At 45.9% G+C, this 26241-nt stretch carries 15 protein-coding genes and 1 riboswitch; of the genes, 13 read left to right on the top strand and 2 right to left on the bottom strand.

Annotated features, from left to right (window positions below; genetic code table 11):
- Positions 1 to 158: 158 nt before the first annotated feature.
- From AC1MCB_RS16675 to AC1MCB_RS16625, 11 genes are all read left to right on the top strand, one after another.
- Positions 159 to 1349: an MFS transporter gene (locus tag AC1MCB_RS16675; protein WP_479965849.1), complete on the top strand. Its 1191-nt coding sequence runs from the start codon at positions 159 to 161 to the stop codon at positions 1347 to 1349.
- A gap of 273 nt (positions 1350 to 1622) precedes the next feature.
- Positions 1623 to 2405: an HAD-IIA family hydrolase gene (locus AC1MCB_RS16670; protein WP_479965848.1), complete on the top strand. Its 783-nt coding sequence runs from the start codon at positions 1623 to 1625 to the stop codon at positions 2403 to 2405.
- A 303-nt stretch (positions 2406 to 2708) separates the two neighbouring features.
- Positions 2709 to 3137, top strand: a complete 429-nt coding sequence (locus AC1MCB_RS16665) for an endonuclease domain-containing protein (protein WP_479965847.1) — start codon at positions 2709 to 2711, stop codon at positions 3135 to 3137.
- Positions 3138 to 3879: 742 nt separating this feature from the next.
- Positions 3880 to 8073 (top strand): hybrid sensor histidine kinase/response regulator transcription factor, encoded by a 4194-nt coding sequence (locus AC1MCB_RS16660; protein ID WP_479965846.1) that lies wholly within the window; start codon positions 3880 to 3882, stop codon positions 8071 to 8073.
- 78 nt (positions 8074 to 8151) lie between these two features.
- A complete protein-coding gene (locus AC1MCB_RS16655; RefSeq protein ID WP_479965845.1) occupies positions 8152 to 10668 on the top strand; it encodes a hypothetical protein in 2517 nt (838 codons plus the stop codon).
- A 15-nt stretch (positions 10669 to 10683) separates the two neighbouring features.
- On the top strand, positions 10684 to 13764 hold the full coding sequence (locus AC1MCB_RS16650; protein WP_479965844.1) for a SusC/RagA family TonB-linked outer membrane protein: 3081 nt from the start codon (positions 10684 to 10686) through the stop codon (positions 13762 to 13764).
- A gap of 21 nt (positions 13765 to 13785) precedes the next feature.
- Positions 13786 to 15270: a RagB/SusD family nutrient uptake outer membrane protein gene (locus AC1MCB_RS16645; RefSeq protein WP_479965843.1), complete on the top strand. Its 1485-nt coding sequence runs from the start codon at positions 13786 to 13788 to the stop codon at positions 15268 to 15270.
- Positions 15271 to 15327: 57 nt separating this feature from the next.
- Positions 15328 to 16389, top strand: coding sequence for a glycoside hydrolase family 130 protein (locus AC1MCB_RS16640; protein ID WP_479965842.1), 1062 nt, complete (start codon positions 15328 to 15330; stop codon positions 16387 to 16389).
- Positions 16382 to 17695 carry an MFS transporter gene (locus tag AC1MCB_RS16635; RefSeq protein WP_479965841.1) on the top strand — a complete coding sequence of 438 codons (1314 nt, stop codon included), beginning with the start codon at positions 16382 to 16384 and terminating at the stop codon, positions 17693 to 17695. The genes AC1MCB_RS16640 and AC1MCB_RS16635 overlap by 8 nt, the downstream gene beginning before the upstream one ends.
- Positions 17692 to 19404 (top strand): hypothetical protein, encoded by a 1713-nt coding sequence (locus tag AC1MCB_RS16630; RefSeq protein ID WP_479965840.1) that lies wholly within the window; start codon positions 17692 to 17694, stop codon positions 19402 to 19404. Before AC1MCB_RS16635 ends, AC1MCB_RS16630 begins: the two co-directional genes overlap by 4 nt.
- Before the next feature lie 238 nt (positions 19405 to 19642).
- A complete protein-coding gene (locus AC1MCB_RS16625) occupies positions 19643 to 20011 on the top strand; it encodes a VOC family protein (RefSeq protein ID WP_479965839.1) in 369 nt (122 codons plus the stop codon).
- Positions 20012 to 20043: 32 nt separating this feature from the next.
- Here AC1MCB_RS16625 and AC1MCB_RS16620 read toward each other — a convergent pair whose 3' ends face one another.
- Positions 20044 to 22434, bottom strand: a complete 2391-nt coding sequence (locus AC1MCB_RS16620) for an ATP-binding protein (protein ID WP_479965838.1) — start codon at positions 22432 to 22434, stop codon at positions 20044 to 20046.
- Between the two features lie 216 nt (positions 22435 to 22650).
- Here AC1MCB_RS16620 and AC1MCB_RS16615 point away from each other — a divergent pair, with 216 nt between their 5' ends.
- Positions 22651 to 23286, top strand: a complete 636-nt coding sequence (locus tag AC1MCB_RS16615; protein WP_479965837.1) for a porin family protein — start codon at positions 22651 to 22653, stop codon at positions 23284 to 23286.
- Positions 23287 to 23510: 224 nt separating this feature from the next.
- On the opposite strand, the gene dinB is transcribed toward AC1MCB_RS16615, so the two are convergent.
- The gene (gene dinB / locus AC1MCB_RS16610; RefSeq protein ID WP_479965836.1) at positions 23511 to 24614 is read right to left on the bottom strand and encodes a DNA polymerase IV; all 1104 of its coding nucleotides are present in this window, start codon (positions 24612 to 24614) and stop codon (positions 23511 to 23513) included.
- Between the two features lie 321 nt (positions 24615 to 24935).
- A riboswitch (cobalamin riboswitch) is annotated at positions 24936 to 25092 on the top strand.
- Between the two features lie 109 nt (positions 25093 to 25201).
- Here dinB and AC1MCB_RS16605 point away from each other — a divergent pair.
- Positions 25202 to 26170: a ribonucleoside-diphosphate reductase small subunit gene (locus AC1MCB_RS16605; RefSeq protein ID WP_479965835.1), complete on the top strand. Its 969-nt coding sequence runs from the start codon at positions 25202 to 25204 to the stop codon at positions 26168 to 26170.
- The last annotated feature ends 71 nt before the right edge of the window (positions 26171 to 26241 follow it).

Genomic DNA, 26241 nt, shown 5'->3' with positions numbered 1-26241 from the left:
AATTACGTTAAAGATTAAAGTTAGTGTACTTTATACACTATCTTTGTGGGGAATTAAGGATAACACCCTGGTATTAACCCTGTCAGCGTTCCAAACGCTGACAGGGTTTGGAACAATAACAGTGTTATAAACGATGACAGGTTTTAAAAAAAAAAGTTTTGAATAAGAAGATATTACCGTTAGCGCTGGGGGGCCTCGGCATAGGAACCACCGAATTTGTAATGATGGGCATGCTGCCTGACGTAGCGAGGGATTTCAACATCAGTATTCCGCAGGCAGGGCATTTGATCTCGGCCTATGCTTTAGGGGTGGTGATCGGCGCGCCGCTGCTGGTGGCGGTGAGCAGTAACTTCGCTCCTAAAAAGATCCTGTGGACTTTAATGGCGATGTTTACCGTCTTTAATGCCTTTTCGGCTTTTGCACCCGATAATATGACGCTGCTGGTGTCGCGCTTTCTTTCGGGATTACCGCATGGCGCCTTCTTCGGAGTAGGCTCTGTAGTAGCTACCCGGCTTGCCGAAAAAGGTAAGGTGGCTCAAACCATCTCTATGATGTTTGCCGGCTTAACGGTAGCCAACCTGGTATCGGTACCGATCGGGACTTATATCGGCCATGAATATTCCTGGCGCTACAGCTTTGGTATGATCGCGGCCATAGGTTTGATCACGCTGCTGTTCATTCATTTGTGGCTGCCGGCCCTACCTGCTAACCGGACCGGAAATATCCGCTCTGAGCTCAGCTTCTTTAAGCGGAAGGAAGCCTGGCTGATCCTGATGATCACCGCGATCGGGACGGGCGGTTTATTTGCCTGGATCAGTTACATCGCACCATTAATGACCGAGGTGTCAGGATTTTCGGCAAGCACGGTGCCCTACATCCTCATCCTGGCCGGACTGGGAATGGTATTCGGTAATTTCGCCGGCGGCAAGCTGGCCGACCGCGTGGAACCCGTGAAGGCCTGTTTAATCCTGCTGCTGTGCATGTCGGCAACTCTGGTGACCATTTACTTTATTTCGGGAAACCAGGTGCTGTCGCTGGTGATGACATTCGTTGCCGGAAGTCTGTCGATGGCTATCGGTTCACCCATACAGGTCCTGATGATCAAAACCGCGAAAGGTTCGGAGATGCTGGCTGCCTCGGCCACACAGGCCGCCTTTAATATCGGCAATGCACTGGGCGCTTTTTTGGGAGGTCTTCCGATCATTATGGGATTTGGATTTGCATCCCCGCAGCTGGTTGGTGCCGTAATGGCGGTTACCGGAGCCGGTTTTGCGGTGTTCTTATATAAATTACAAAAGCGGGAAACCGTTGAGGTGAAAGAAGAGGAATTGCAGTGTGCGGTGGCGTAATCTAATTAGCGAATGAGCGAATTGGTAAATTAGCAAATGGGGGTGGTCAATAGAGACGGTTCCGTGAAATATTGACATCCTGAACGGGCTCACTGTCATTCTTAACGGGCTCACTGTCATCCCTGCCTGCCGGCAGGCTGAGCGGAGTCGAAGTAGACAGCTCCGGGGATTATCAGAATTAGAATCTTTACCATAAGTTCACATTCACTTATTACCTTACCCGCATTAACATATTCCCACATTATCAAATTACCACATTAACACATTACCATTATGAAAAACGGACTTTTAATCGATATGGATGGCGTGGTCTACAGCGGCGAGCTGCTGATTGACGGTGCTGACAAGTTCATCGCCAATCTTTTAAAGCACGACATCCCTTTCACCTTCATGACCAACAACAGTCAGCGGACCCCGCTGGAGGTAGTCAGGAAGTTGAAGCTGCTGGGCATAGAAGTAACCGAAAACCATGTTTACACCAGTGCGATGGCAACCGGTAAATTCCTGGGCGACCAGGCACCCGGCGGCACGGCCTATGTGCTGGGTGAAGGCGGGCTGATCAGCAGTCTGCATGACAACGGAATTACGCTGGTGAATACTGACCCGGAGTTTGTGGTGCTTGGTGAAGGCCGCAACTTTACGCTGGAGATGGTTCAGCGTGCTGTGGATATGATCCTCGCGGGTGCTAAGTTTATTACCACCAACCGCGATCCTTCGCCAAAGAAGCCAGGCTGGAATAACCTGGGGATCGCCGCTACCACGGCTATGATCGAAGAAGCCACCGGTCGCAAGGCATTTGTGACGGGAAAACCCAGCCCGGTGATGATGCGCTCGGCCCGTAAGTATTTGGGATTGGAAACCAGGGAAACCACGGTTATTGGTGATACCATGGAAACCGATATCCAGGGCGGTGTGCAGATGGGTTATAAAACGATTTTGGTGCTTTCGGGAATTGCCCGTAAAGATGATCTCAATCACTATGCTTTTAAGCCGGACCTGGTGGTGGGCTCGGTGGATAATATTCAGTTCCCCTTGAAGTGGTGGGATGGGGAGTAGTCAGCGGAATTGATTTAAAAAACAAGGACGACCACCTCCGTCTGCTGATAGAAGCAGCCACCTCCGCCAGCGGAGGAAAACACCGATGAGCGTTTTGAACACTATGAAAGTTTGTTGAATTTCCGTCCCTAAAGAGAATTGTTTTGACTCAGGAGTTTTTAGTCTTTCAGGATTTCTTTTGTTCATTTAAAGAACGATTTCATCTCCGCTCGAATTTTCTAAGTTTCTACCCTCTACTTCCTTTCATCATTGCTGTCCTCCGCTGGCGGAGGTGCCCACAGGGCGGAGGTGGTAAAAATTCCAATGGGTCAACAATTTTTTGTAATTTCCTTAATGGATGCTAATAAAGAAAATCTTTACGGCTACAATCCTCATCTCCAGCCTTACGCCTCCTCATTACGCAAACAGATGACCAAAGCAGAAGCCTGCCTTTGGAAATTCGTTTTAAAAGCCCGTAAACTGCGTGGCTATCCTTTCAGGCGGCAACGACCTGTATTACAGTATATAGCTGATTTCATGTGCATGGAACTAATGCTAATCATAGAAGTTGACGGAATAACTCATCATTGGGAAGAGACCGCCAAAAATGACGATAAAAGGCAAAGGGATCTTGAAAGTGTCGGCTTTACCATCATCCGGTTTGCAGATGAAGATGTCTTAAATGATATTAATGCAGTATTAGGATATCTGGAAGAATGGATTGATCATAAAAGCAGGATTTCGAACGATTAACCGTTGTAGATTTCGATTCAAAAAGCACAAGTTTATAGATACTCGAATTCTCTCTGTCTTCTACTTGCACAAGCCACTCATCTTCCTGTCCTCCGCTGGCGGAGGTGCCCACAGGGCGGAGGTGGTAGTTATTCCATGTGAAAGGAATTCTCAGTAACACAGGAAAACCACCTCCGTCTGCTGATAGAAGCAGCCACCTCCGCCAGCGGAGGACAACACCGATCGGCGTTTTAAAGATTATGAAAGTTTGTTGGATTTCGTCGTTGAAGAGGGTTCTCGGTCTCGCAGGATCCTCTTGTTATTAGAGAACGTAATTCATGTCTGTACGAATTTTCTAAGTTTCTACCATCTACTGCCGTTCATCAGTGGTGTCCTCCGCTGGCGGAGGTGCCCACAGGGCGGAGGTGGTAGTTATTCCATGTGAAAAGGAATTCTCAGTAACACAGGAAAACCACCTCCGTCTGCTGATAGAAGCAGCCACCTCCGCCAGCGGAGGACAACACCGACGAGCCCTTTGAACATTATGAAAATTGTTGGATTTCGTCGTTTGAGAGAGTTGGTCGGTAAGTAGGAAGAGATACTCACCACAGATTTGGCCATGATTAGCAAAGTATCCCTAACCTATACAAACACATTATCACATTCCCACATTATCATATCAACATATTACCACCTTACCACATTCCCTAATCCCAATTATTAATTGTAGCTTGAAGTTTGTAACATAACCACTCTCCGTCCTGTGCAGGTATATAAATTGCCTACTTCGCTTAAGCATATAATTAGCAGGTATTGTCTGCTGCTGATTACCGCTTTTGCACTAACTCTAAGCCCTTACATCGCGCCTGCGCAACAACCCGAACCTTTCTTTATACAGCACCTTGATAACCGGAACGGCTTATCTAACAGCGCTATCAATCATATTTTCCAGGATTCTGAAAATATCATCTGGGTAGCTACCTGGGATGGGCTGAACATGTATGACGGGACTTCTTTTCATGTATTTAACTATAGTAAGGAGAATGATTCGAAAAGCATTGGCAGTAACGTGATTCAGCAAATTGCTGAGGATAAAAAAAGAAATATTTGGATAAGCACCATCGAGGGGATCTCGCGCTATGAGAAGCATTCGGGGAAATTCTACAACTATTTTTACAACCAGGAGCAACGAAGTCCTGTCAGTGAGCAGGAATATCAACTGGCCATAGATAATGCGGGTACGGTTTTCAGTCTGACGAAAAAATACGGCCTTACCTATTACGATGCTGCTGCTGATACCTTTCGCAAGTGTGAGCTTCCGTTAGGTACCACCCGGCAAGATGGAGCGTCGAAGATCAGCAAACTCATGTTTGATGAGTCGAATAATTTGTGGCTCCTAAACAATAGCGGCGGACTGGAGAGATTCAGCGCGAACAAGGAACGGCAGTTCAAAAAGCTGAAAACCTACAGCGAAAAAACCCCTATTGTTAACTTCTTCTATGTTGACAAACGGATATTTTACACCACGGCTGACCATACTTTATTTGGGATTGATCAGAAGTCATCACTACCGGAAAATTTACTTCAAATGGAGCATGGGCTCTCGTCTTTAGTCCGCTATAACGACTATTTTCTGCTGGCCTGGTCGACTAAGGGATATAGTGTTTATGACCGCAACTTCAGGCCTTCTTCTTTCCTTAATGATGAGGTTAAGAAAATGCAGGATATTAAAATCACGTCCTGGGCCTCTGGAAGCGAACAGATTCTCTGGTACGGTACCGATGGCAATGGGTTGATAAAGTTATATCCCAAAACAAAGTTCTTTGGTACGGTTACTACCTCGGATAATGGGATGCCCTATAATAAAGCGGTCAGGGCTTTCTGCGAAGAAAACGGTAATCTGTGGGTCGGCACGAAAGGGAGCGGGATTATTAAGTATGCAAATTTCGGTCAGGACCAGAATGCTTCGTCAGCTAAGCAGTATTTCCTTACTCCTGAGCTGGACAACAACTCGGTGTTTGCGCTGAAGAAAGGGAGGGATGATCTGATCTATATCGGAACAGATGGCCGGGGTTTGGGAGTCTACGACCTGAAACTAAAGATATTCCGGAAATGGGCGAATATTAAAGGCTCCGGAGACTACCCTGAATTTGGCTCTGTTTATGCCATTTTGCAGGACCCTGATAATTCATTGTGGCTGGGCACCAGTGGTTACGGCCTGATTCATTTGAAGATCAACAGAGATCCCTCCGGCAAGCTTTCACTGGCTTTTCTCGATCGGTTCACCTTTAATAATACCAGCAGCGGGCCCGCCAACGATATAATTTATGCACTGGCCGAAGGAGATAATGATCAGCTTTGGGTTGCCTGCAGGTATGGCGGATTAAGTCTGCTGGATAAAAAAGCGAAGAGATTCAAAACGTTTAAGGCCCTGACCTACGAAGGCAGCCTGTCGAATAATGACGTGCTGTCGCTATACAGAGATCAGAAGAACCGGATTTGGATTGGAACCAGTTACGGCCTTAACTGGATCGATCAAAAAGAAGCATCGCTGAACAAGCCGATCTTTAAAAAGCTGACTACCGCCGAGGGCTTGCCGAATAATACCATTCATGCTATTGAAGAAGATGGTTCCGGAAACATTTGGGTCAGTACCAACAAGGGACTTGCCAAGATCAAACCTGACGATCTGGAGATCTTCCGCTACCCGCAAACGGACGGCTTGCAGAGCAATGAGTTTAGTGACGGAGCGGGATGGAAGGGTGCAGACGGGCGCCTGTTTTTTGGAGGAACCTATGGCTTTAACTATTTTGTTCCGAAGAACATCCAGGGAACAAAGTTCAGACCTAACCTGCTGGTCTCGGGCATTCAGCTAGGAGGTGACCTTGAACATGCCAGCACTTTAGCTGTTCTAAAGCCCGACAGTAGCTCAACGTTGGCTTATTCGCTTAGCCGAAAAAATAATTACTTCGAGATCCAGGTGAAGGCCATCAGTTTCCTGAACGCTGAAAAATGTGAATATGCGTATTTCCTGACCGGTAACGATAAGATCTGGCATTACTCCGGTACTTCGGGAAAGATCATCTACAGTAACATCCCGCCTGGAAAATATTCGCTGATGGCTAAGTGGTCTAACGGTGAGGGAGTGTGGACCGGGGAGACAAAGGTACTTGACTTAGAAGTTAAACAGTATTTCTGGCTTACCTACCCTGCCCTGACTTTATATCTTTTGATTCTGATCGCTTCGGTTTATGGATTCTATAGAAACCGAAGAAACAAATTCCAGATGAAGTACCAGCTGGAGATGGAACACCGCCTAAGGCAAAAAGATGAGCTACAGCACGAGCAGCGTCTAAACTTCTTTACCAATATTGCCCATGAGATTCAGACACCATTAACCATGATCATGGGTTCGGTAGAGCATTTCCTGGAATCTAAAAGTGCAGAACTGTCAAAAAATAAGGAAAATAGCTATTTCCTTTCTATTGTTCACCAGCATACGGTTAGGCTTACTTACCTGGTCCAGCAGTTAATGGAGTTCCGGAAAACCGAGGCGGGTCATTTAAGCAGGGATGATAAGTATGTTGATATAAGCAAGATGCTCCAAAGCCTGACTGCACTCTTTGCCGACCATAAACCTGATAGCCGGCGAATGTATCGCAGAGAGATCCAGGAAGGCATTGCTGGTTTTATTGACAAGGATAAGTTTGAAAAGATCCTCTTTAATTTATTATCAAATGCCTTTAAGCACTCCGGACCTGATGACAGTATCCTTTTTAAATCAAACTACGATCCTGAAAGTAAAACTTTAACTGTCATAGTTTCCAACTCAGGATGTAAGTTAAAGCCTGAAGAGCTGGAACGACTCTTTGACCGTTTTTTCATTGGTAATGAGCCGCAAAAGCACATATTCAGCACGGGTATAGGATTAGCTTTCACAAAAGAGCTCGTATTGCTGCTAAACGCGGATATTAGGGCTTCGACGGAATCAGACTGGATCCATTTTACATTAAACGTTCCTTTACAAGTTGTAGCCTCTGAGGGCCAGGAAGAAATTGTGATCACCTCTGCCCCATCCCTCGCTTTTAAATCGCTTATTGAGTACCACGAACAGCCCTCGGCTGATGAGGAGAACAAGAACAGTTTGATTGATGAACTTCATCAAAAAAGCCGGCAAAGTATCCTTATTGTCGAAGATAAGCCAGAATTACGATACCTTCTGCGGAATATATTAAAGGAGCATTACATCGTTTACGAAGCCTGCAGCGGTACTGAAGCTTTAGCATTTTTACGGAAGACCATACCAGACCTGGTGATCAGCGACGTGATGATGCCGGACATGGACGGTCTGCAGTTATGCATGGAGGTAAAAAACACTCCCGCTATCGCACAGATCCCCTTTATCATCCTCTCGGCAAGAGGATCGATTGAAAATAAGACGGAAGGTTACCAGGTTGGGGCAGATGCTTATATCCCAAAGCCTTTTCATATAAACTACTTGCTGGTACGGATCCGGAAGCTACTGGACTACCAGAGCAAAATGAAGCATCTGATCAAAGACCAGCATATAAATAATCAGTTTATGGATGCTGACCTGGCCGACACGGATAAGAAGTTCCTGGAAACCCTGCTGAAAGTTATAAACGACAATCTGAATGAACCGGAACTTAATGCCGCAACTATCGAAGAGGCACTTTCCATCAGTAAAATGCAATTATACCGGCGGCTCAAGTCTTTAACCGGTATGACCCCTGCGGAATTTATTAAAAGGGTCCGCCTGAAACATGCCTCAGAAATGCTCATCAGCTCGCAGTATACTGTTTCAGAAATCTTTTATCGTACTGGCTTTAACAACAAGTCTTACTTTTTCCGGGAATTTAAAAAGATCTACCATTGTGCTCCTAACGAGTACCGTCTAAAGCAATATGAGGCAGATATGCCTTCTGTGCAATCATAGTGAACCAAAATGTTACTATAGTACACCTCCTTCACGTCTCCTGCTTTTAAATTTGGCTTAACCAATAAATTAAACCGAATGAATAATAAGCCTTGCGACCGCCGTGGCCCAACGTACTTTCTTCATGTATTGCTGATCCTTTTAGTTTCGGTTAACGCTGTCTCGGCACAGTCGCTTTCGCTCAAAGCTATCGGCGATTCAACACGTGGATTTCAGGTCGGTCTTTTTGATGGCAAAGAATTACTTCTGAACAATACGGAAGAGTTTTCTCTTTTAATGTCCAATACCGACCTGAGTGAAAGATCCCTCATAGCAAACTGGAAAGGAAGCACATGGAAGGGCGATAAAACCCGGATCACCTTAAGCAGGGAAAGCTATATTCCCGAATTTGATGTCAATCTAACTGTCCATGTTACTTATAGCATTATAAGCAGTAATATCATCAAAAAGACCATTACTTTATTTCAGCCCGGCATGCCCTCCATGCGCTATTCGCTTAATGAGAAGTTCATACCTGCTGATAGACCCGACCGGTATGTGAGCTTTGAGCATGAAAAATTCCCCGGCGGTTTCGCTCATGAAATGTTTCCCGCCGCAGGCTTTGTCAATAAGAATAAGATGGTAGTAGGTATCTTAATGGATGCCGGGTACAAAAATCAATACACGCGCACTACCCGTCGCCGCTTTAGTGGCCGTGGCGGTGGTTTCGTTGGGATGCGCAAACTTCCCGACCCGGAACTGGTGGCAGTGGCTACCCTTGCTGAGCAGGCAGCAGGCAAACATTATATAAAGCAAACATTCGGAGAGATGTATAACCTGGATGCGGGAACCAGTAAAACGACCAGCCTGAAAGGCCCCTTTCAAAAAGAAGGGAATCTGGTCGTTAAAGAAAGCGGGAATCTCATCACCCTTGATTTTAAGCCCTCTGACCGGGCGGGCATTGAAATGATTGCGCCTCTGGAGGATCAGAAGATATATACACTTTCCTTTCTATGTAAAGGAAATTCACCGGTAGCCGTAAAGCTCTTCCGCATTAAAAATGGCAAAAAAACCGTAGAACTTGAAAACGGCCTGAAGTACATCGACAACTTCCCTGCTGCCGAAAAAGACTGGACACTGTTTAAGGGAAGTATCCTGGTGCCCTATACCGGGAACGACAGCATCTCGCTTTTTATCGGAAGCCTGGCTAGAAAAGCAGGTCAGCTACAAATCAAGGACCTGCAGGTGACCGAACATGAGCCGCAGCGCGAGCCCTATAACATCCTTAATATCGGGGAGACGGCAGAAAAGACAAGTTACATTTTCGTGGAGCCCTGGAAAAGTCATCAGCAGTTTATGATTTCGGCACAAACAAGGCTGGCTGAAGGAATGGGATTTAAAGGCAGCCAAATTGAAAAAATGCTGTATGGCAATTTCAATATGCTTACCTGGATCAACGGCATAAACAACTTCAAGCCTTTCAATGTGCCTAACATGAATTATTCACCGGACATGTATAACCGGGATTCCTTCTTTTCTGTGGTGTCTACCTACAACCGCGAACTAAACACCAGCATCTGGGAGCAATGGGCAAATACCCAGACGCCAAAGGGAACCATCGGAACCATCATCACCCCTTCCATGGGATCTGTGGAGGCTAAAGATAATGAAGCCACCATACACTGGCTGATCTGGGCCATGCTGAATAAAAGACGCTTTGGCGTAAAACTGCCTGAAGAAAAGATCAAAAAAGCCGTTGATTATGTGCTGAACGAATTTGATGCCGACAGGGACGGGAAGTGTCTGTCACATTTCCCCATGAGCCAGATTGACATTATTGACTACCAGCCGGCTACTGACCGCCTGGCGGTTAATCAGGGAATGCTTGCCATTGCCCTGAGAACCATCAAAGAACTCGGCTTTCCCATTACAGAGACCTACATTCAAAAAGCGGAAAAGGAATACCGCAATTTCTACGACCCGAAAAGAAAACACCTGCTTTTTGACCGTAATTATCCGGATATCATCTCTCTCATTGACCTCGAACCTGAGTTCTTCTCTTTATGGTTATTTAATCGGCCCATTCTGACTGATGAAATGGTGATCAGCCACCTTGACCAGATCCCCGTGCTTAACAAAGTGGCCAATTCGCCACATCCAGAATACGGAACGACAGCCCCGATCCTGGTCAGGGCAACAAACGACAAGAAAGGATACTCCTATTTAAACGCTGATTATCAGCCTTTCGGCGAGTTTGGGGTCAGCAACTATTCAGATGGCAAAAATGACGGCTTTTATTATAATGGCGGCAGCTGGTTCAGAGCGGAATACTGCGCTTATGTTGCGGGGTTAAAACACGGCTGGAAAAAGGCACCGAAACTTATGGAGAACCGTATCTGGGCCGAGATCAACCTGCATCCCGACTGGCCTTACAGTAAAGAATTTATTCCAACTAAATATACCAGTACCGATTCATGGTGGCCCTCTACCCAGGGTCTTAGCTGGAATGTATTTATCCTGATGGCCAATGAAGTGGCCGGGTTACGCAGCCCGGATATGGACCCCGACTATAAAAAAACAACCAATAAGAACCCAATAAATTCAAATGCACACTAACCAAATACAAATAAAATGAAAATAAAAATGAACTTTCTGTGGCTGCTGTTGCTCATCGTGGGGACGGCAAGTCAGGATCTGCAGGCACAAAGCCGGATCTCAGGAACCGTAAAAGATGCCAACGGGCTCGCCTTGCCTGGTGTAAGTGTTGTGCAGCAGAGTACTACGAACGGGACTGTTACTGATTCCGAAGGCAAGTATTCGATTGCCTTAACGCAAGGCTCACCCCAATCACTAACGTTCACTTATCTTGGTTATTTAGCTCAAACGGTCGCTGTCAACGGCAATAACATCATCAATGTAGTCCTGAAGGAGGATCAGCAGTTGCTGAATGAAGTGGTTGTTCTGGGATATACCTCGCAAAGAAAATCAACCCTGACCGGAGCCGTAAGTACGGTAAACATGGATGCTGTTGAAGAGCGCCGGGTATCTGATGTTGCCCAGGTGCTGCAGGGACAGGTTGCAGGCGTACAGATCACCCAGAGTACGGGTTCACCGGGTGACCCTATAAATATACGAATTCGTGGTGAGGGCACTTTCGGCGATAACAGCCCGCTCTTTATAATTGACGGCATTCCATCCCGGGATATATCTTTTCTGAATCCTTCAGATATGCAATCGGTGACCGTTCTTAAAGATGCCTCTGCAGCTGCAATTTACGGAGCAAGAGCCTCGGCCGGGGTAATTGTGATCACAACAAAGATGGGTGCAGCGGGTAAATCGAATATCGATGTAAACTATTACAAAGGTCTCCATCGGGTAAGCAATCTTCCGCAGATGTTAAATACAACCCAGTATTTAAACAAGGTAGAGGAAGCATGGAATAACTCGGGATACTCAGGTGTGAATCCATATACCGCCGAGAAGTCAAGAACAGGCCTGGCGAATACTAACTGGCTCAATGAATTATTTGAAACCGGGCAGTCGCAGAACATGCAGCTGACAGCAAGTGGCGGAGGCGAGAAGTTCCGGTATCTGTTGTCAGGAGCCTATAACGACCAGAATGGCATTGTAGTTTATGACAATGACAAATTCCAGCGTTTAAATTTTAGAACAAACGTAATGGGCAACCTAACTGACCGTTTAACCGTGGGTTCTAACTTACAACTGTCATATACCAAAAAAGACAGGCTTTCGTCAAGAGGCGATGCGCCGGGGATAATCAGGCACGCCTTTATCCGGCCACCAGCCCTGCCGGTTTTTAAATCTACGGATGACCCGACCTACTCAGTGGATGACCCTTTTACCGATCTTCCTTTTTACAAGCACAACGATCAGTCGAATGGTGGTTGGGAAAGCAATAAATACGAGTGGAGCAGTAACCCGGTAGCTTTGGCTTATTTCACGAATAACAGGGCCAACAATTTCAAGACCTTCGGTAATATTTACGGAGAATTTTCATTTCTGAAAAACAAAGAGCTGAAATTCAGATCCAATGTCGGTCTGGATCTCAATGTGCTGCACGATAAAGCGTTCAATAATAATTTTGGGGACGATGATGGCGGCGGCGACGCCCTTGACAAAGGCCTGGGCAGGCAAAACCGCCCTAACTCATTAAATGAGGGCCGTGGCGAAGAGACGACCGTTACCTGGAACAATACATTAAGCTATAGCAAGGACATTCAAAAACATGCTATCAGTGCCATGGCAGGAACCGAATATATCAGCAACAATTCTTCCTCTATTGGTGCCACCAGGAACCGCTTCGAATACACTCAGCCAGAGTTTCAATATATTGATAACGGGAACACTTTGGCGAACCTCTGGAATGGCGGTTCGGCCGCAGAGTGGACATTATTTTCTTTATTCGGATCAGCAACCTATAGTTTTGATTCTAAATACATTCTTTCCGGAAGCTTAAGAGCTGATGCCTCCTCACGTTTCGGTCCTAATAACCAGTGGGGATATTTTCCTTCTATCTCGGCAGCCTGGAAAGTTTCTGAAGAAGCTTTCCTAAAGAATGTAAGCTGGATTTCAGACCTTAAACTGCGTGCCAGCGCCGGGAAGCTTGGAAACCAGGAGATAGGAAATTATACTTACCTGACCCTGCTGCAAAAGGATGGTGATGAATACAAGCTGCTGCGTTTCGGTAATCCCGACCTGCAGTGGGAAAGCACTACTCAGAACAATATTGGTCTGGACCTTGGCCTGATCAGCAACAAGGTTTACATGACTCTGGACTACTTTACTAAAACGACTTCAGGGATACTACTACCGCTTTCGCTGCCCTCTTTTGTTGGCGACGTACAGCCCACCATTGTAAACGCCGGGGAAGTGAGCAATAAAGGTCTGGAAATTGGCTTATCGTACCGCAACCAGGACAATGCCTTCAGATACAGTATCGACGGTAATATCGGAACCCTAAAAAACCAGGTCGTTAAACTGCACGAAAATTTGCCGAACATGGTTGGACAGGTTACCAAAACGGAAGCAGGACATCCCCTGAATGCTTTATTCGGATATGAAATGCAGGGCATCTACCAAAACCAGGCAGAGATCAACAGCCATCTGAACAACACCAATAACCCTTCTGAACAACCTGGGGACATCAAATTTACCGATCTGAACAGCGACGGAATTATCAACGACCTGGACAGAAAATATATCGGGAACCCGAACCCAAGATTATCTTATGGGCTGAATTTGTCGGCTAGCTACAAAGGATTTGATTTCTCTACTTTGTTCCAGGGTGTTGAAGGAGTCGAAAAATACAATGATCTGAAGAAGATCATTGACTATGATTCAAGACCTTTTAATCATTCGGTACGCGTGCTCGACAGCTGGAATGGCGAGGGTAGCAGTAATACAATTCCACGCTCAACCTTCAATGATAATGGCAGCAGTAAAACCTCCAGTATCTTCGTGGAAGATGCATCGTATATGCGGCTAAAAAACATGGAAATAGGATATACTTTCAGACCGCAAATGACCAAGTCGAGATTGGGAGTACAAAATATCCGTCTATACGTTTCAGGACAAAACCTCTTTACAATTACCGATTACACCGGTCTTGACCCTGAGTCGACTGATATCATTGATATGGGAACTTATCCACAGTCCCGCGCATTTTTGTTTGGAGCAAACATTCAATTTTAATGGATTTTAAAAATTACAGATATGAAACCACTATATAAAATACTCGCCGCTCTGATCATCTTTACGGGTGCCGGCTGCGAAAAGGAATTAAATAAGGCACCGATCGGTTTATTAACTCCTGATCAGGTGAATACCGACCCGAAACTGTCAACCGTTGTCTCATCGGTCACGTCTTCATACCGACTGTTATCCAGCACCCTCAACATTATCGGCGAATGGGGCTGGGACGATGGAACCGTACTGAGAAATGATTTTATCCTACATGATATTGCGTCAGGGGATATGCAGAAGAAATGGAATCCAGACGGTGATCAGGCCTGGATGGATGAATTTGCGAAATTCAACTTCACCGCAGCCAACGGTGGTTTCAACGGCCAGTGGAGTTATAACTTCGAAGGAATTTCCCGTTGCAATAAAGCCATAAGTTATTTAACCGACCCTGAAGTAATTGCAAAGATCGGTATAGCTGATGATTTAAAGAACCGCCTGCTAGGTGAGGTTTATTTTCTACGGGCGTTCTACTATTTTGATCTGGTGAACAATTTTGGAGATGTTCCTTTGTTGCTGAAGCCGTTAAAAACCTTTTCGGATGCTTACGGCGTAGCGCAGAAGGCACCTAAAGCCGAAGTATGGGCACAGATCAGCGCAGATCTGGCTTTAGCTAAGCCCTTGCTGCCCGCTGCCAAATATGCCGACAACGCTGAAAAATGGCGTGCCTCCAAAGGCGCCGTGATTGCCATGCAAGCAAAAGTGGCCTTATTTAACCAAAAATGGTCCGAGGTGATCAGCCTGGTGAATGAGCTGGAGAGCCTAAACTATTACAGTCTAAATCCTAATTATTTCGACAGCTTCAGCACTGCAAAAGAATTTGCAGAAGCCGAAGTGATCTTTGCCTTCGATCACCAGCAAGGAAAAACCCCTGCCATGGGTAATGGACTTGCCGCCCTTGCCGGCTGGGGATTTATCGCACCTACTCCAGGTTTCATCAGTGCCTTTGAAGCAGGTGACCCCAGGTTAACCTATACGGTAGATGTGAGTAAGCAAAATGTCAATAAATTATTCGGTGACTTAACAGGTGCTAACAAAGGGAATGATGATGCGCCGAGCAATAAGATCTTCATACGCTGGGCCGATGTGCTCCTTTGGAAGGCTGAGGCTTTAAACGAAACCGGAGCCTCTCCTGCAGCTGTTGCCATTATCAATTCCATCAGAAGCAGGGCTCGCACCAGTATAAATGCAGAGGGAACGCTTCCTCCGGCAGGAACGCTTGCTGACAGGCCTAATTCAACAGACAAGGTTCAGGTGAAAGAATGGTTGATGCAGGAAAGAAGAGTAGAACTCGGATTTGAGTCTCAACGCTTTAACGATTTGAAAAGATGGGGTATTGCCAAACAGGTGTTAACTGCCGCAGGCATGAACTTCCAGGACCGCAACATGGTTTATCCTATCCCGCAGGGAGAAATTGATAAGTCAGGGGGCAGCATTACGCAGAACCCGGGTTACTAAATTAAATATATTGAATCAGCGAAGAGTTAATCTCTTCGCTTTTAAAACCCTATTTACATGAAAGACCTTGGCCATAGATTCAAGCAGAATCCTTTATTAAGTCCCGGCGATTTAAAACCCAGCAGCGATGGCCTGGAAATTACCTGCCTTCTTAATCCCGGTGTGTTTCAATACGAAGGTAAAACCTGGCTGATCGTACGCGTAGCCGAAAGACCTACACAGAAAGAAGGATTGATCTCTTTCCCAATTCTGACTCCTACCGGCACTCAAATCATCGAAATAGAATTAAATGATCCGGCCCTTATCGCCACTGACGCCAGGGTGATTAATTATAAAGGGGTTGATTATCTCACCACTCTTTCACACCTGCGCCTTTTATGCAGCGATGACGGGATCCGCTTCTACCAGCCTGAGGGTTATCAATCCTTATATGGCGAAGGCATTCTGCAGTCCTTTGGCGTTGAAGATTGCCGGGTTACCTGTATCGAAAATACCTATTACCTCACTTTCACGGCAGTATCTGATAATGGAGTGGGTGTGGGACTGCGTACTACCACTGACTGGAAGCACTTTGATCAGCATGGGATGATATTGCCACCACACAATAAGGACTGCGCAATTTTTGAGGAAAAGGTCAACGGCAAGTTTTACGCTTTACACAGACCAAGCAGTGTAGATATAGGCGGTAACTACATCTGGATCGCTGAATCGCCGGATGCCATCCACTGGGGTAATCATAAATGTATCATTAAGACGCGTCCTGACCGCTGGGATAGCGCAAGAGTTGGCGCAGGGGCATCTCCTATCAAGACCGAAAAAGGCTGGCTTGAGATCTATCATGGCGCTAATCATGATCATCAATATTGCCTGGGTGCCTTTCTCCTGGATCTTGAAGATCCTTCAAAAGTTATTGCCCGGACCAGTGAACCGATCATGGTTCCTTCAACGACTTATGAGTTAAGCGGCTTCTTCGGGAATGTGGTCTTTACAAACGGTCATATTGTAGGTCCTGACGGAGATACACTAACAATCTATTATGGTGCCTCAGACGAATTTGTATGCGGAGCCCGGTTTTCTATCAATGAAATATTCTCATTACTAAACCAAGATCATGTTTAACAAACTTAAAGTCGAAATAGCGCATTTCAAGAGTCAGCCACATAATTTTCAGATTTTGGTAATGACCAACCTGGTTTACGCAATCGTGTTGCCGGTGATTGATATTTTCGTTGCCGCCTATGTCATGCGCAGTTCCAATGATCCGACTAAGGTGGTTATTTACCAGCTGACGATCTACACAGGGATTCCTCTAACTTTCCTTCTGAACGGCTGGTTACTGAAGCATTTTAACATCCGTAAGCTGTATTCTGCGGGCATGCTGCTTAGCGGAGTTTCGATGATGGTAATGATGTCCTTGAAAACCCTCGACCTTGCCGGTATCGGCTTTGCCGGGATTATTATGGGCATGTCGTTCGGGTTTTACTGGGCTAACAGGGACTACCTGGCGCTGGCGATCACCAACGATGGCAACAGGAACTATTATTACGGCCTGGAAACATTTTTTTATACCATCATCGCAGTGGTGATACCGGTGGCCATTGGCTGGTTTATAGAGACCCGGGGCGGTGATGCCGGAGCATTGCAGGCCGGGCAGATTAACAATGCTTACCGCATCATTACGGGCATTGTATTCGCCATCACCGTAGTAGCATCCATCGTTTGTTTCCGGGGAACTTTTTCCAACCCGGCACAGAAGCAATACATTTTCTTTAAATTCCATCCTCTTTGGAATAAGTTGCTGATCCTGGCCTCTCTGAAAGGACTGGTACAGGGATTTTTAGTGACTGCTCCCGCGATGCTCATTATGTTATTGCTGGGTAAAGAGGGTGCTTTGGGAACAGCCCAATCGATAGGAGCCATTATTGCTGCCTTTATGATGTATATTGTAGGAAGGATCTCCAAACCTGAGCACCGCCTCAGGATCTTCGCTGCGGGACTCATTTTATTCGCGATCGCAGCCCTTTTAAATGGTATCTTGTTCAACCAGGTGGGCGTGATCTTATTTATGCTCTTTCTGCTGGTGGCAAAGCCTTTAATGGACCTGGCCTATTTCCCAATTCAGTTTAAAGTGATTGATATTGTTTCAAAAATTGAAAACAGGGGCGAATTTGCTTACATCCTGAATCATGAGGCGGGTTTATATGTCGGGCGATTCCTGGGTGCGGGCACCTTTCTTTTACTGGCTTATCTGATCTCGACTGAAATTGCCCTGCGCTATGCGATCATGATTGTCGCACTCATTCAACTCTCTTCGATCCTGGTAGCCAAACAGATCATTGACAGAGGAGAATTGATGAAAACTCCCCCTATTGAACCTATCGGGGATTTAAACCTGGCAAACCCTTTAACCACACATATACAATGAAAATACAGTTCCGATACTTCCTCCTTCTCCTAATCACTGCCTCGTCTGCCTTTGGTCAGGTTAAACAACTACCCATTCCACGGGTGAATAAAATGGCTGATCTTCCGAAGCCTTTAAAAATTATCGACTGGGATGAAATGGCTCGTGATTTTGACAGTACGATCTACGATTTTAAGGCAACAGGCCAGTATTGGCCGATGGTATGGATTGACAGTACCAAGAAAAACTTCGACCAGCCGGTTGTCGGCATTTATACAGCCGTGGGCGACGTCCGCCAGGGAACGAATAATAAGGGAATGTTCCATGAAGCCCTGGCAAACATGGGTTCTGTTCTGGGCGCTACCCTGGCTGGCATTGATAAAAGCGATCAGAAGGGTTTGAACTATGTAGGGATGCTTAAAAACTACTTTAACAGCGACACCGGCTGGGACATCATGATGAACAATACAGCCCCTGAAGTAGCACTGCTTGGCGGCGGTTATGGAAGGGACTGGTGGTACGATGTCTATCCGAACGTATTGTTTTACGCCATCTATGATAAATACCCTGATGAGCCGGACTTCGACCGGCTGGCAAAAAGTATCGCGGAAAAGTTCTATAAGGCTGACTCCATCCTGAACGGTAACTATAATTACTCCTACTTCGATTATGGTAAAATGAAGCCTATGACCAATAACATTTGCCTTCAGCCGGATGCCGCTGCCGGACACGCTTATGTGCTTTATTCAGCTTATAAGAAATTTGGCGATAAACGATATCTAAAGGGAGCTATCAGTGCGATGAAAGCGCTTGAAAGCCAGCAGATCAATCCTACTTACGAACTGCTGATGCCTTTCGGGGCTTACCTGGCTGCCAGGATGAACGCAGAAGAAGGAACTAACTTCGATGTCCAGAAAATGCTTGACTGGACCTTTGACGGAACCGCAGTTTGCAGGGAAGGCTGGGGCTTTTTGATCGGCAACTGGAATGGCATCGATATTTCGGGTACAGTGGGCAGTACGGTTGATCATGGCGGTTACGGCTTCCTGATGAATACTTTCGACGCCGCATGGCCTTTAATTCCTCTTGTAAAATACCAGCCCTCTTACGCCAATGCCATAGGTAAGTGGATGCTGAATGCAGTAAATGCATCCAGGTACTTTTATCCGCAGTATATGCCCGAAGCGCATCAGACAATTCCTCAATTGGCTAGTGTGACCAAAGGCGTGATCGCTTACGAGGGGATCTCTAAAGCTTCTACTTTCGACAGCCTTTATACTTCCCTGAAGGCACCGGTGGCCCAGGGAGATGGGCCGAAATGGGTTCCGGGAAAAAATCCGGAGGTCTCGCAGTTCAGCGTGTACGGCAGCGGGCACGTGGGTATCTTCGCTGGTATTGTAGATACTACTGATGTTGAAGGGATCTTACAGCTAGACCTACTGGCAACTGACTTTTTTAACGAAAAAGCTTTCCCGAGTTATCTTTACTATAACCCCTTTAACGTAAAAAAGAAGGTTTCTGTGGACTTGAAAGAAGGAGGAAGAATGGATCTTTACAACACAATTACCCATCGCTTTGTTGCGCGAAATGTCACTAAATCAGCCAAAATCAAACTTCCCGCTAATCAGTCAGCGGTAATCGTTTGCATTCCTTCAAAGGGGCAGATCACTTTTGACGGCAATAAAATGCTGGTGAATGGGACTGTAGTAGATTATAACATTAAGAACTAGCCAGCTGTTATGTAGGGACAGCTTTTAGAATTAAGGCTTCAACGGATCCGGCAAGACGAAAATCTTGCCGGATTTCTATTTCTCTGGGAACGCCGTTTGGGCTCAACATTATTTTCTGCCGGTTAGCTGATGTTGTTAGGTATTAATTTTAGATTGTGGGTATTAGAGTGTGACAGTAATGTAGCCATCGCTATTTTTAAAATGCAATGTTTAACTTTCTTTTAATTAATTTTTTGAAATGGACTTCACTTCTAAAGGAATTCGCCCTTTTATCGGCGCAAAAGATTACCAGCTATCAAGAGCATTCTACAGAGAGCTTGGATTTGAAGAGCACGTACTGGATGCCGGCATGTCGCTTTTCAAAGTAAATGATAGTTTAGGATTCTATCTGCAGGACTACTACCTTAAAGACTGGATAGATAATTCAATGATCTTTCTGGAGGTAGATGATGTGGAAAAATGTAGCGAAGAATTGCTGAGCAAGGGTTTGCATCATAAATATGAAGGCGTCCGGTTCACCGGAATTAAGCAGTATGACTGGGGACGGGAGGTTTTCATGCATGATCCCGCCGGTGTATTATGGCATTTTGGACAGTTCAATAAGTAAGAACTCCATAATTCACTTTTTGGCACTAATTATTACCGTGAAGGCAGATCGGAGGGCTCTGCTTTAGCTACTTTAAAAACATGGGCAAGCACCTTTCTGTAGAGCTCATCAGGCATGAACGGTTTCACAACAATATCATCAAGCCCTATTTCTTTTATTTCTTCTTCTATTTCCTTTGGCAGGTCAGCTGTAAGGGCGACAATCGGGATGCTCACCCCGTTTGCACGCATCCTTTTGGTGGCTTCGAAGCCATCCATTACGGGCATGTGCAGGTCCATGAGTATTAAGCGGTGTCTGGCAGCGTCGAGTTTATCGAGGGCTTCCTGGCCATTGCGCGCCACATCTATATAAGCGCCCCAACGTTGCAGGAATGATTGTGCGACCATTACATTCATTGCGTTATCTTCCACCAGCAGGATGGCAATTCCGCTCAGCGGCTTATCTTCCTCCTGAGGTAATGTGCTTTCAAGCTTTTTCTGCTCAACGGTTTTATTGCTTTTCTCAAAGGTTTGTACAAAGAAGAACACGGACCCGCTGCCTTCTTCGCTCTCTAATTGAAGTTCCGAATGCTGCAGTTCGAGAATGCGTTTAGCAATAGCTAATCCCAAACCTGTACCCCCAAAACCCCTTGAGGTAGATGAATCGGCCTGCGTGAAACGTTCAAAGATCACTTTCTGTTTATCTGCCGAGATTCCAATACCGGTATCTTTAACCTCGAAGCGCAGGGTAACGGACCGGTCTTTCTGATCAATCAGGCGGATTCCGACCTGTACATAGCCGGTCTGGGTAAATTTAATAGCGTTATGAACGAGGTTGTTGAGCACCTGATATACGCGGGTAGGATCTCCCAATAGCTTATTGCGCAGCGACGGGTCAAGATCAATCCTTAGCTCTATGCCTTTATCTTCGGCGGAGGTCTGCAGACCTTTTACAATGTTACGCGCAATGGAAGCGACATCCATTTCGATATGCTCAAACGTAACCTTCCCTGCCTCGATTTTATTATAATCGAGAACATCGTTCACGATGGCCAACAGGTTGTTGGCCGAAAACAGCATGACCTCCAGCTTTTCGGCCTGGTCATCACGGGGTGCGCTTTTCAGTAATAAATGACTCATGCCAATCACCGAATTCAGCGGAGTTCGGATCTCGTGGCTCATGGTGCTTAAGAAATCACTCTTAGCCACCAATCCTTGGTTTGCCTGCTGGAGCGCCTGGTTTAACTTGAAAGACACACGGTGTGACAAGATGAGCGACTGCAGGAAGAAAAAGGTGATATAGGCACCAAAGGCAAATAAATGAAAAGGCGGAGTCTGAGCCCAATAGTGCAGGAATGAGACCAAGAAAACTGACATGAGTGCAAGGGAACTCAGCACAGAAAAAGCCGACCCGGGCAGCTTAGCAATCCAGGCTTTGATATATATGTAAGGGGTGTACAGCAGGCAAAAACTGGTCAGGAATAGAAATGGATAAATCAGGCGGGTGAAATATAGCGAGGGCAGTACGATGACGGCAACGACGAAACTAAAACAAACTATACTGATGGCGTCTATGATTTTTTTATTGACTACCTGGGGATATAAGTGAAGCGAATAACGGGCAAAAAAACAGACTCCTAAAAATAAACTGATATATTCGATCCGGATGGTCACATACCAGCTGAGATTTGGAAGGATAGTATGAAGCGCATAGGTGTCTACCCCTATCGTCCGGTAACTGTAGACCATGCTGAATAAAGAAAAATACAGGATAGAATTATCCCTGTTTCCAAGCAGGTAGAGTCCCAGAAAGAACAGTCCGCCCATAAACAAACAGCCTGTAAGCATAAAATCTATGGACATATCACGCTGCCTGGCCAATACTACCTCGTCGGCCCTACCGATTGTAATAGCCTTTTTAATGCCGCCCTTGCTGTGGGAAAAGTTGGCTACCTGCAATACGATGTTGATCGTGTCTGTGTTTGGACGTAAACTAACTCCTCTGTATTGCCAATAGGGAACAAAATCTTTCTCGCTGGTGCTTACCTTGCCGTTTGCTGCCACTTCCTTGCCGTTGATGAAACAGCGGTAGGAACTGTAAACATCAGGCATCACCAAACGCAACGATTCGTTGCTGGGTAGCAAAACGGTAAGCTGATAGGTGGCGTAGCCATAGGACGGGTTTTTTTTGCCGTCTCTTTCCTGTCCGGTCCAGATGCCTGGCAAGTTGACGATCTCTGATTTCCCTTTGGCCAACTCCTCCGGATCCAACAGCTGTTTCCAGTAGAAGAACCATTCGCCATCAAGATCTACGGGTTTGGAGAAATCCTGATTTCGCAGATCTAACACGCCAGCTTTTGCGCGGGGTGTAGTACCTTGAGATGCCGAAACACCGGTTGGTAAACACCAGGTAAATATTAGTAATATGTAAAAGAGAAACTTCAATCTAATAGAAATTATGCACACCCAATAGTAAACCCTGTTTTTGGTAGGATGCAATACGTTTGTAAGGTATTAAAGATTCAAGATTGTGGAAATAATTCAACGGAGATATGTAACAATCATAATTGTACAATATATTACAACGGTGATCTCGGTCATCAATAAATTAAAAAGTTTCCATTTACACCCGGTTTTCTATCTTCGCAAGAAAACCCGCTAATGTATAAGATCTGCTCGCTGTGTATTTTGTTTTGCCTTCTATTTTCTCTTCATACTTCTGCTCAGCAGAAAGCCAGGTTGGGTATTAAAACAGGGGTAAATGTTGCCTGGCAGACAAACAGCATGTACGGTATGCAGCCGGGTGCGGTTGTAACGATGCATGTGACTGGCTTTACGGAAGTACAGGTGGCTAAACGCCTGTTCGTGCAGCCGGGAATCTCCCTGCAGGGAAAGGGCGTTAGCACTGATGCCGCAGAAGGTCAGGGGACTGACGGCAGAGTGAATATGATGTACCTGGAAATTCCGATAAATCTTCTCTATAAATTTAAACTTCCGAATTTAACAAAGCTTATTATTGGCGGTGGTCCTTACGCCGGACTGGGACTTAACGGTAAAGAAAGGGATGGAGCGCCAAACGTTTTCCGCGGAATAGCGGGTACTGATGGCTTTACTAATACTGACTTTGGCGTTAACCTGATTGTTGGAACAGAATTGAAATCAAGACTCAGCTTGAGTCTGCAGCAAAGTGTCGGTTTGGATAATGTGGCGCCGGCGGGTCATAGGTTTGCTGGTGAATCCAGGTTGGCGGATATTAAAAATAGGGTGAGCTCGGTTTCGATTGGGTACAAGTTTTAGACAATATGTAACCCCATAATACTTTTCAGCAGCATTACCCCAGGCTTGATTATCCCGAAGAGATAAAACGTTTGTAGACCCTGGGCGAAACAAGCCTTCGACCCCTTCGGAGTCGAACATCCTAATTTAGACTCGTTCCTATAGACCTTTGATGCCTTCAGCATCAGAATGCCGGCTTGCAGGCAAGCGATCGTTTATTTCAACTACGAAACTTAGCTAGCCGGTCAAAATAGGCTGAGCTGTCCCGTCACCTTCTCCACTTTCTGACGAATCTCCGGCTCGCCGAAATTGGAGAGTGAAATACCCAATAACCGGATCTTCTTTTCTTCCGGAAAGGTGCTTGTCAATAGTTGTTTGGCAGTTGTGCTGATGGTTTCGAAATCTGCAACGTGAGTGACGAAGGATTTGTTTCGAGTGATTTGCCTGAAGTCACTGTATTTGATCTTTAAGGTGATGGTGCGACCTTTCAGATTGCGTTTTTCTAAACGCTTACAAACGAGCTCGGCGATCCGGTCGAGCTCAGCTTCCATTTCTTCAATGTCTGTCAGGTCGCGGCCGAAGGTGTCCTCAGCAGCTAAAGATTTGGTTTCACGGTGTGGCTGTACGGGACGCTCATCAATGCCTCTGACAATCCGGTAGTAGAAGCGGCCCGCTTTCCCAAACCTTTGTATCAGTTGCTCTTCAGGAAGTTTCTTAAGATCAGCACCGGTATGTAAACCCATACTCTTCATCTTCCCGGCAGTTACTTTGCCTACCCCATGAAACTTTTCAACCGGCAGATTTTCCATGAAGGCTTTAATAGCTGAAGGGCCTATGAATTTTAAGCCATCCGGTTTATTAATATCCGAGGCTATTTTGGCCACAAACTTATTGATGGAAACCCCGGCGGAAGCAGTTAACTGCAACTCGTCTTTGATGGCCGCTTTGATCTGCTGAGCAATCTCGAGTGCGGAGCCAATATTAAGCTTATCTTCGGTAACATCCAGGTAGGCTTCATCCAGCGATAATGGCTCGATGAGATCGGTATAGCGGCTGAAGATTTCGCGGATCCTTGAAGAAACTTCTTTGTAGGCATCAAACCGCGGGCGTACAAACAGGGTATGGGGACAAAGCTGCAAAGCCTGCTTAGCGGACATGGCCGAGCGGATGCCGTACTTACGGGCTTCGTAGCTGGCCGCCGCCACCACTCCTCCGCGACCTTGTGGTGAACCACCCACAACGAGAGGTTTGCCGCGGTATTCCGGATTATCACGCTGTTCCACCGACGCGTAGAAAGCATCCATATCAATATGAATGATCTTGCGGTGGGCTGTTACTGGTGGAATCATGGATCGGTTTACAAAAGCAAATTTACGATTATGGTAATATGGCAATGTGAGAATTTGTTAATGTGCTAGTAGGGGAATATGGTAATGTGGTAATACGGAAATGTGCTAATGTGAGGCTGTGGTTCCACTGTCGGGAAGTTTCTTGAAAATTTCTACATGAATTGCTATATTGAAGTAGTACGATCCTGCTGAAAGCTGATTGCTGAAACCTAATACCTGATACCTAATACCTGATACCTATTTGTTAACAACTCCACTCCTGTTCATAAGTTCCCCTTTGCGGCTGCAGACGAAAGAATACCTTTGCATTAATAAGTTCTTTCTTATAGATCATTCAAGTTCATATCCGGGTATACATTGTATTCGGATATGATTAAAAGGGAATCGTGTGTAAACCACGAGCTGACGTGCAACTGTAAATAATCGTATCATTTGATGCGGTTATCAGCCAGACACCTGCCATAATGATTTTGTCAAAACTTTCACGAATAAGGTTTTGGCGAAAGCCCGTACGCGTTACAACGTCCTGTTGTTAATGCCCATCTGACTTTTGTCAATTCCTGTAAAGCTTTTTTATACCATCATTTATGCAACAGGAAGAAGTATTGTTAAAAGAGAATAAGGATCGTTTCGTGATCCTTCCCATCAACTATCCCGCTATCTGGGAGATGTACAAAAAACATGAAGCCAGTTTCTGGACGGCTGAAGAGATCGACCTTTCGGCAGATCAGAAAGACTGGCAGGCCTTGAATGGCGGCGAAAGGCATTTTATTTCGCATGTTCTGGCCTTTTTTGCCGCCAGCGACGGGATTGTCAATGAGAACCTCGCGGTCAATTTTATGCGTGAGGTACAGGTGCCTGAAGCCCGCTGTTTTTACGGCTTTCAGATCATGATGGAAAATATCCATTCGGAAACCTATGCGCTGCTGATCGATTCGTATGTTAAAGATCCCAAAGAAAAAGACCGGCTATTCCATGCTATTGACACCATCCCCTGTGTGCGTAAGAAGGCAGAATGGGCATTGCGATGGATCGACAAAGGTTCTTTTGCCGAACGGCTTGTCGCTTTTGCGGCTGTCGAGGGCATCTTCTTTAGCGGCAGCTTCTGTTCCATCTTCTGGCTTAAAAAACGAGGCCTGATGCCCGGACTAACCTTCAGCAATGAGCTTATCTCGCGGGATGAAGGACTTCACTGTGAGTTCGCCTGCCTGCTTTATGGCATGCTGAAGAACAAGCTTCCACAGGAGGACGTAATTGCTATCATACAGGAGGCCGTTGAGATCGAAAAGGAGTTCATCACCGAAGCGCTCCCGGTCAACCTGATCGGAATGAACAGCGGCTTGATGAGTCAGTATATTGAGTTTGTTGCCGACCGCTGGCTGGACGAGCTGGGCTGCGAAAAGATCTACCAGGCTACGAATCCTTTTGATTTTATGGAAATGATCTCCCTGCAGGGAAAAACCAACTTCTTCGAGAAGCGAGTGGGTGATTACCAGAAAAGTGGGGTTCTGTCGGCCGGAGAAATGCAGGGCTTTTCGCTGGATGAGGAGTTTTGAGAGAGGTTGGAGGTTTAGATTGAAGGGAAGAGGCTATTGCCCAGACCTAACACCTAATACCTAACCCCTAA

The sequence above is a fragment of the Daejeonella sp. AP26 genome (genome assembly GCF_056680515.1).
This window is presented reverse-complemented; position numbering and strand designations above follow the sequence as displayed.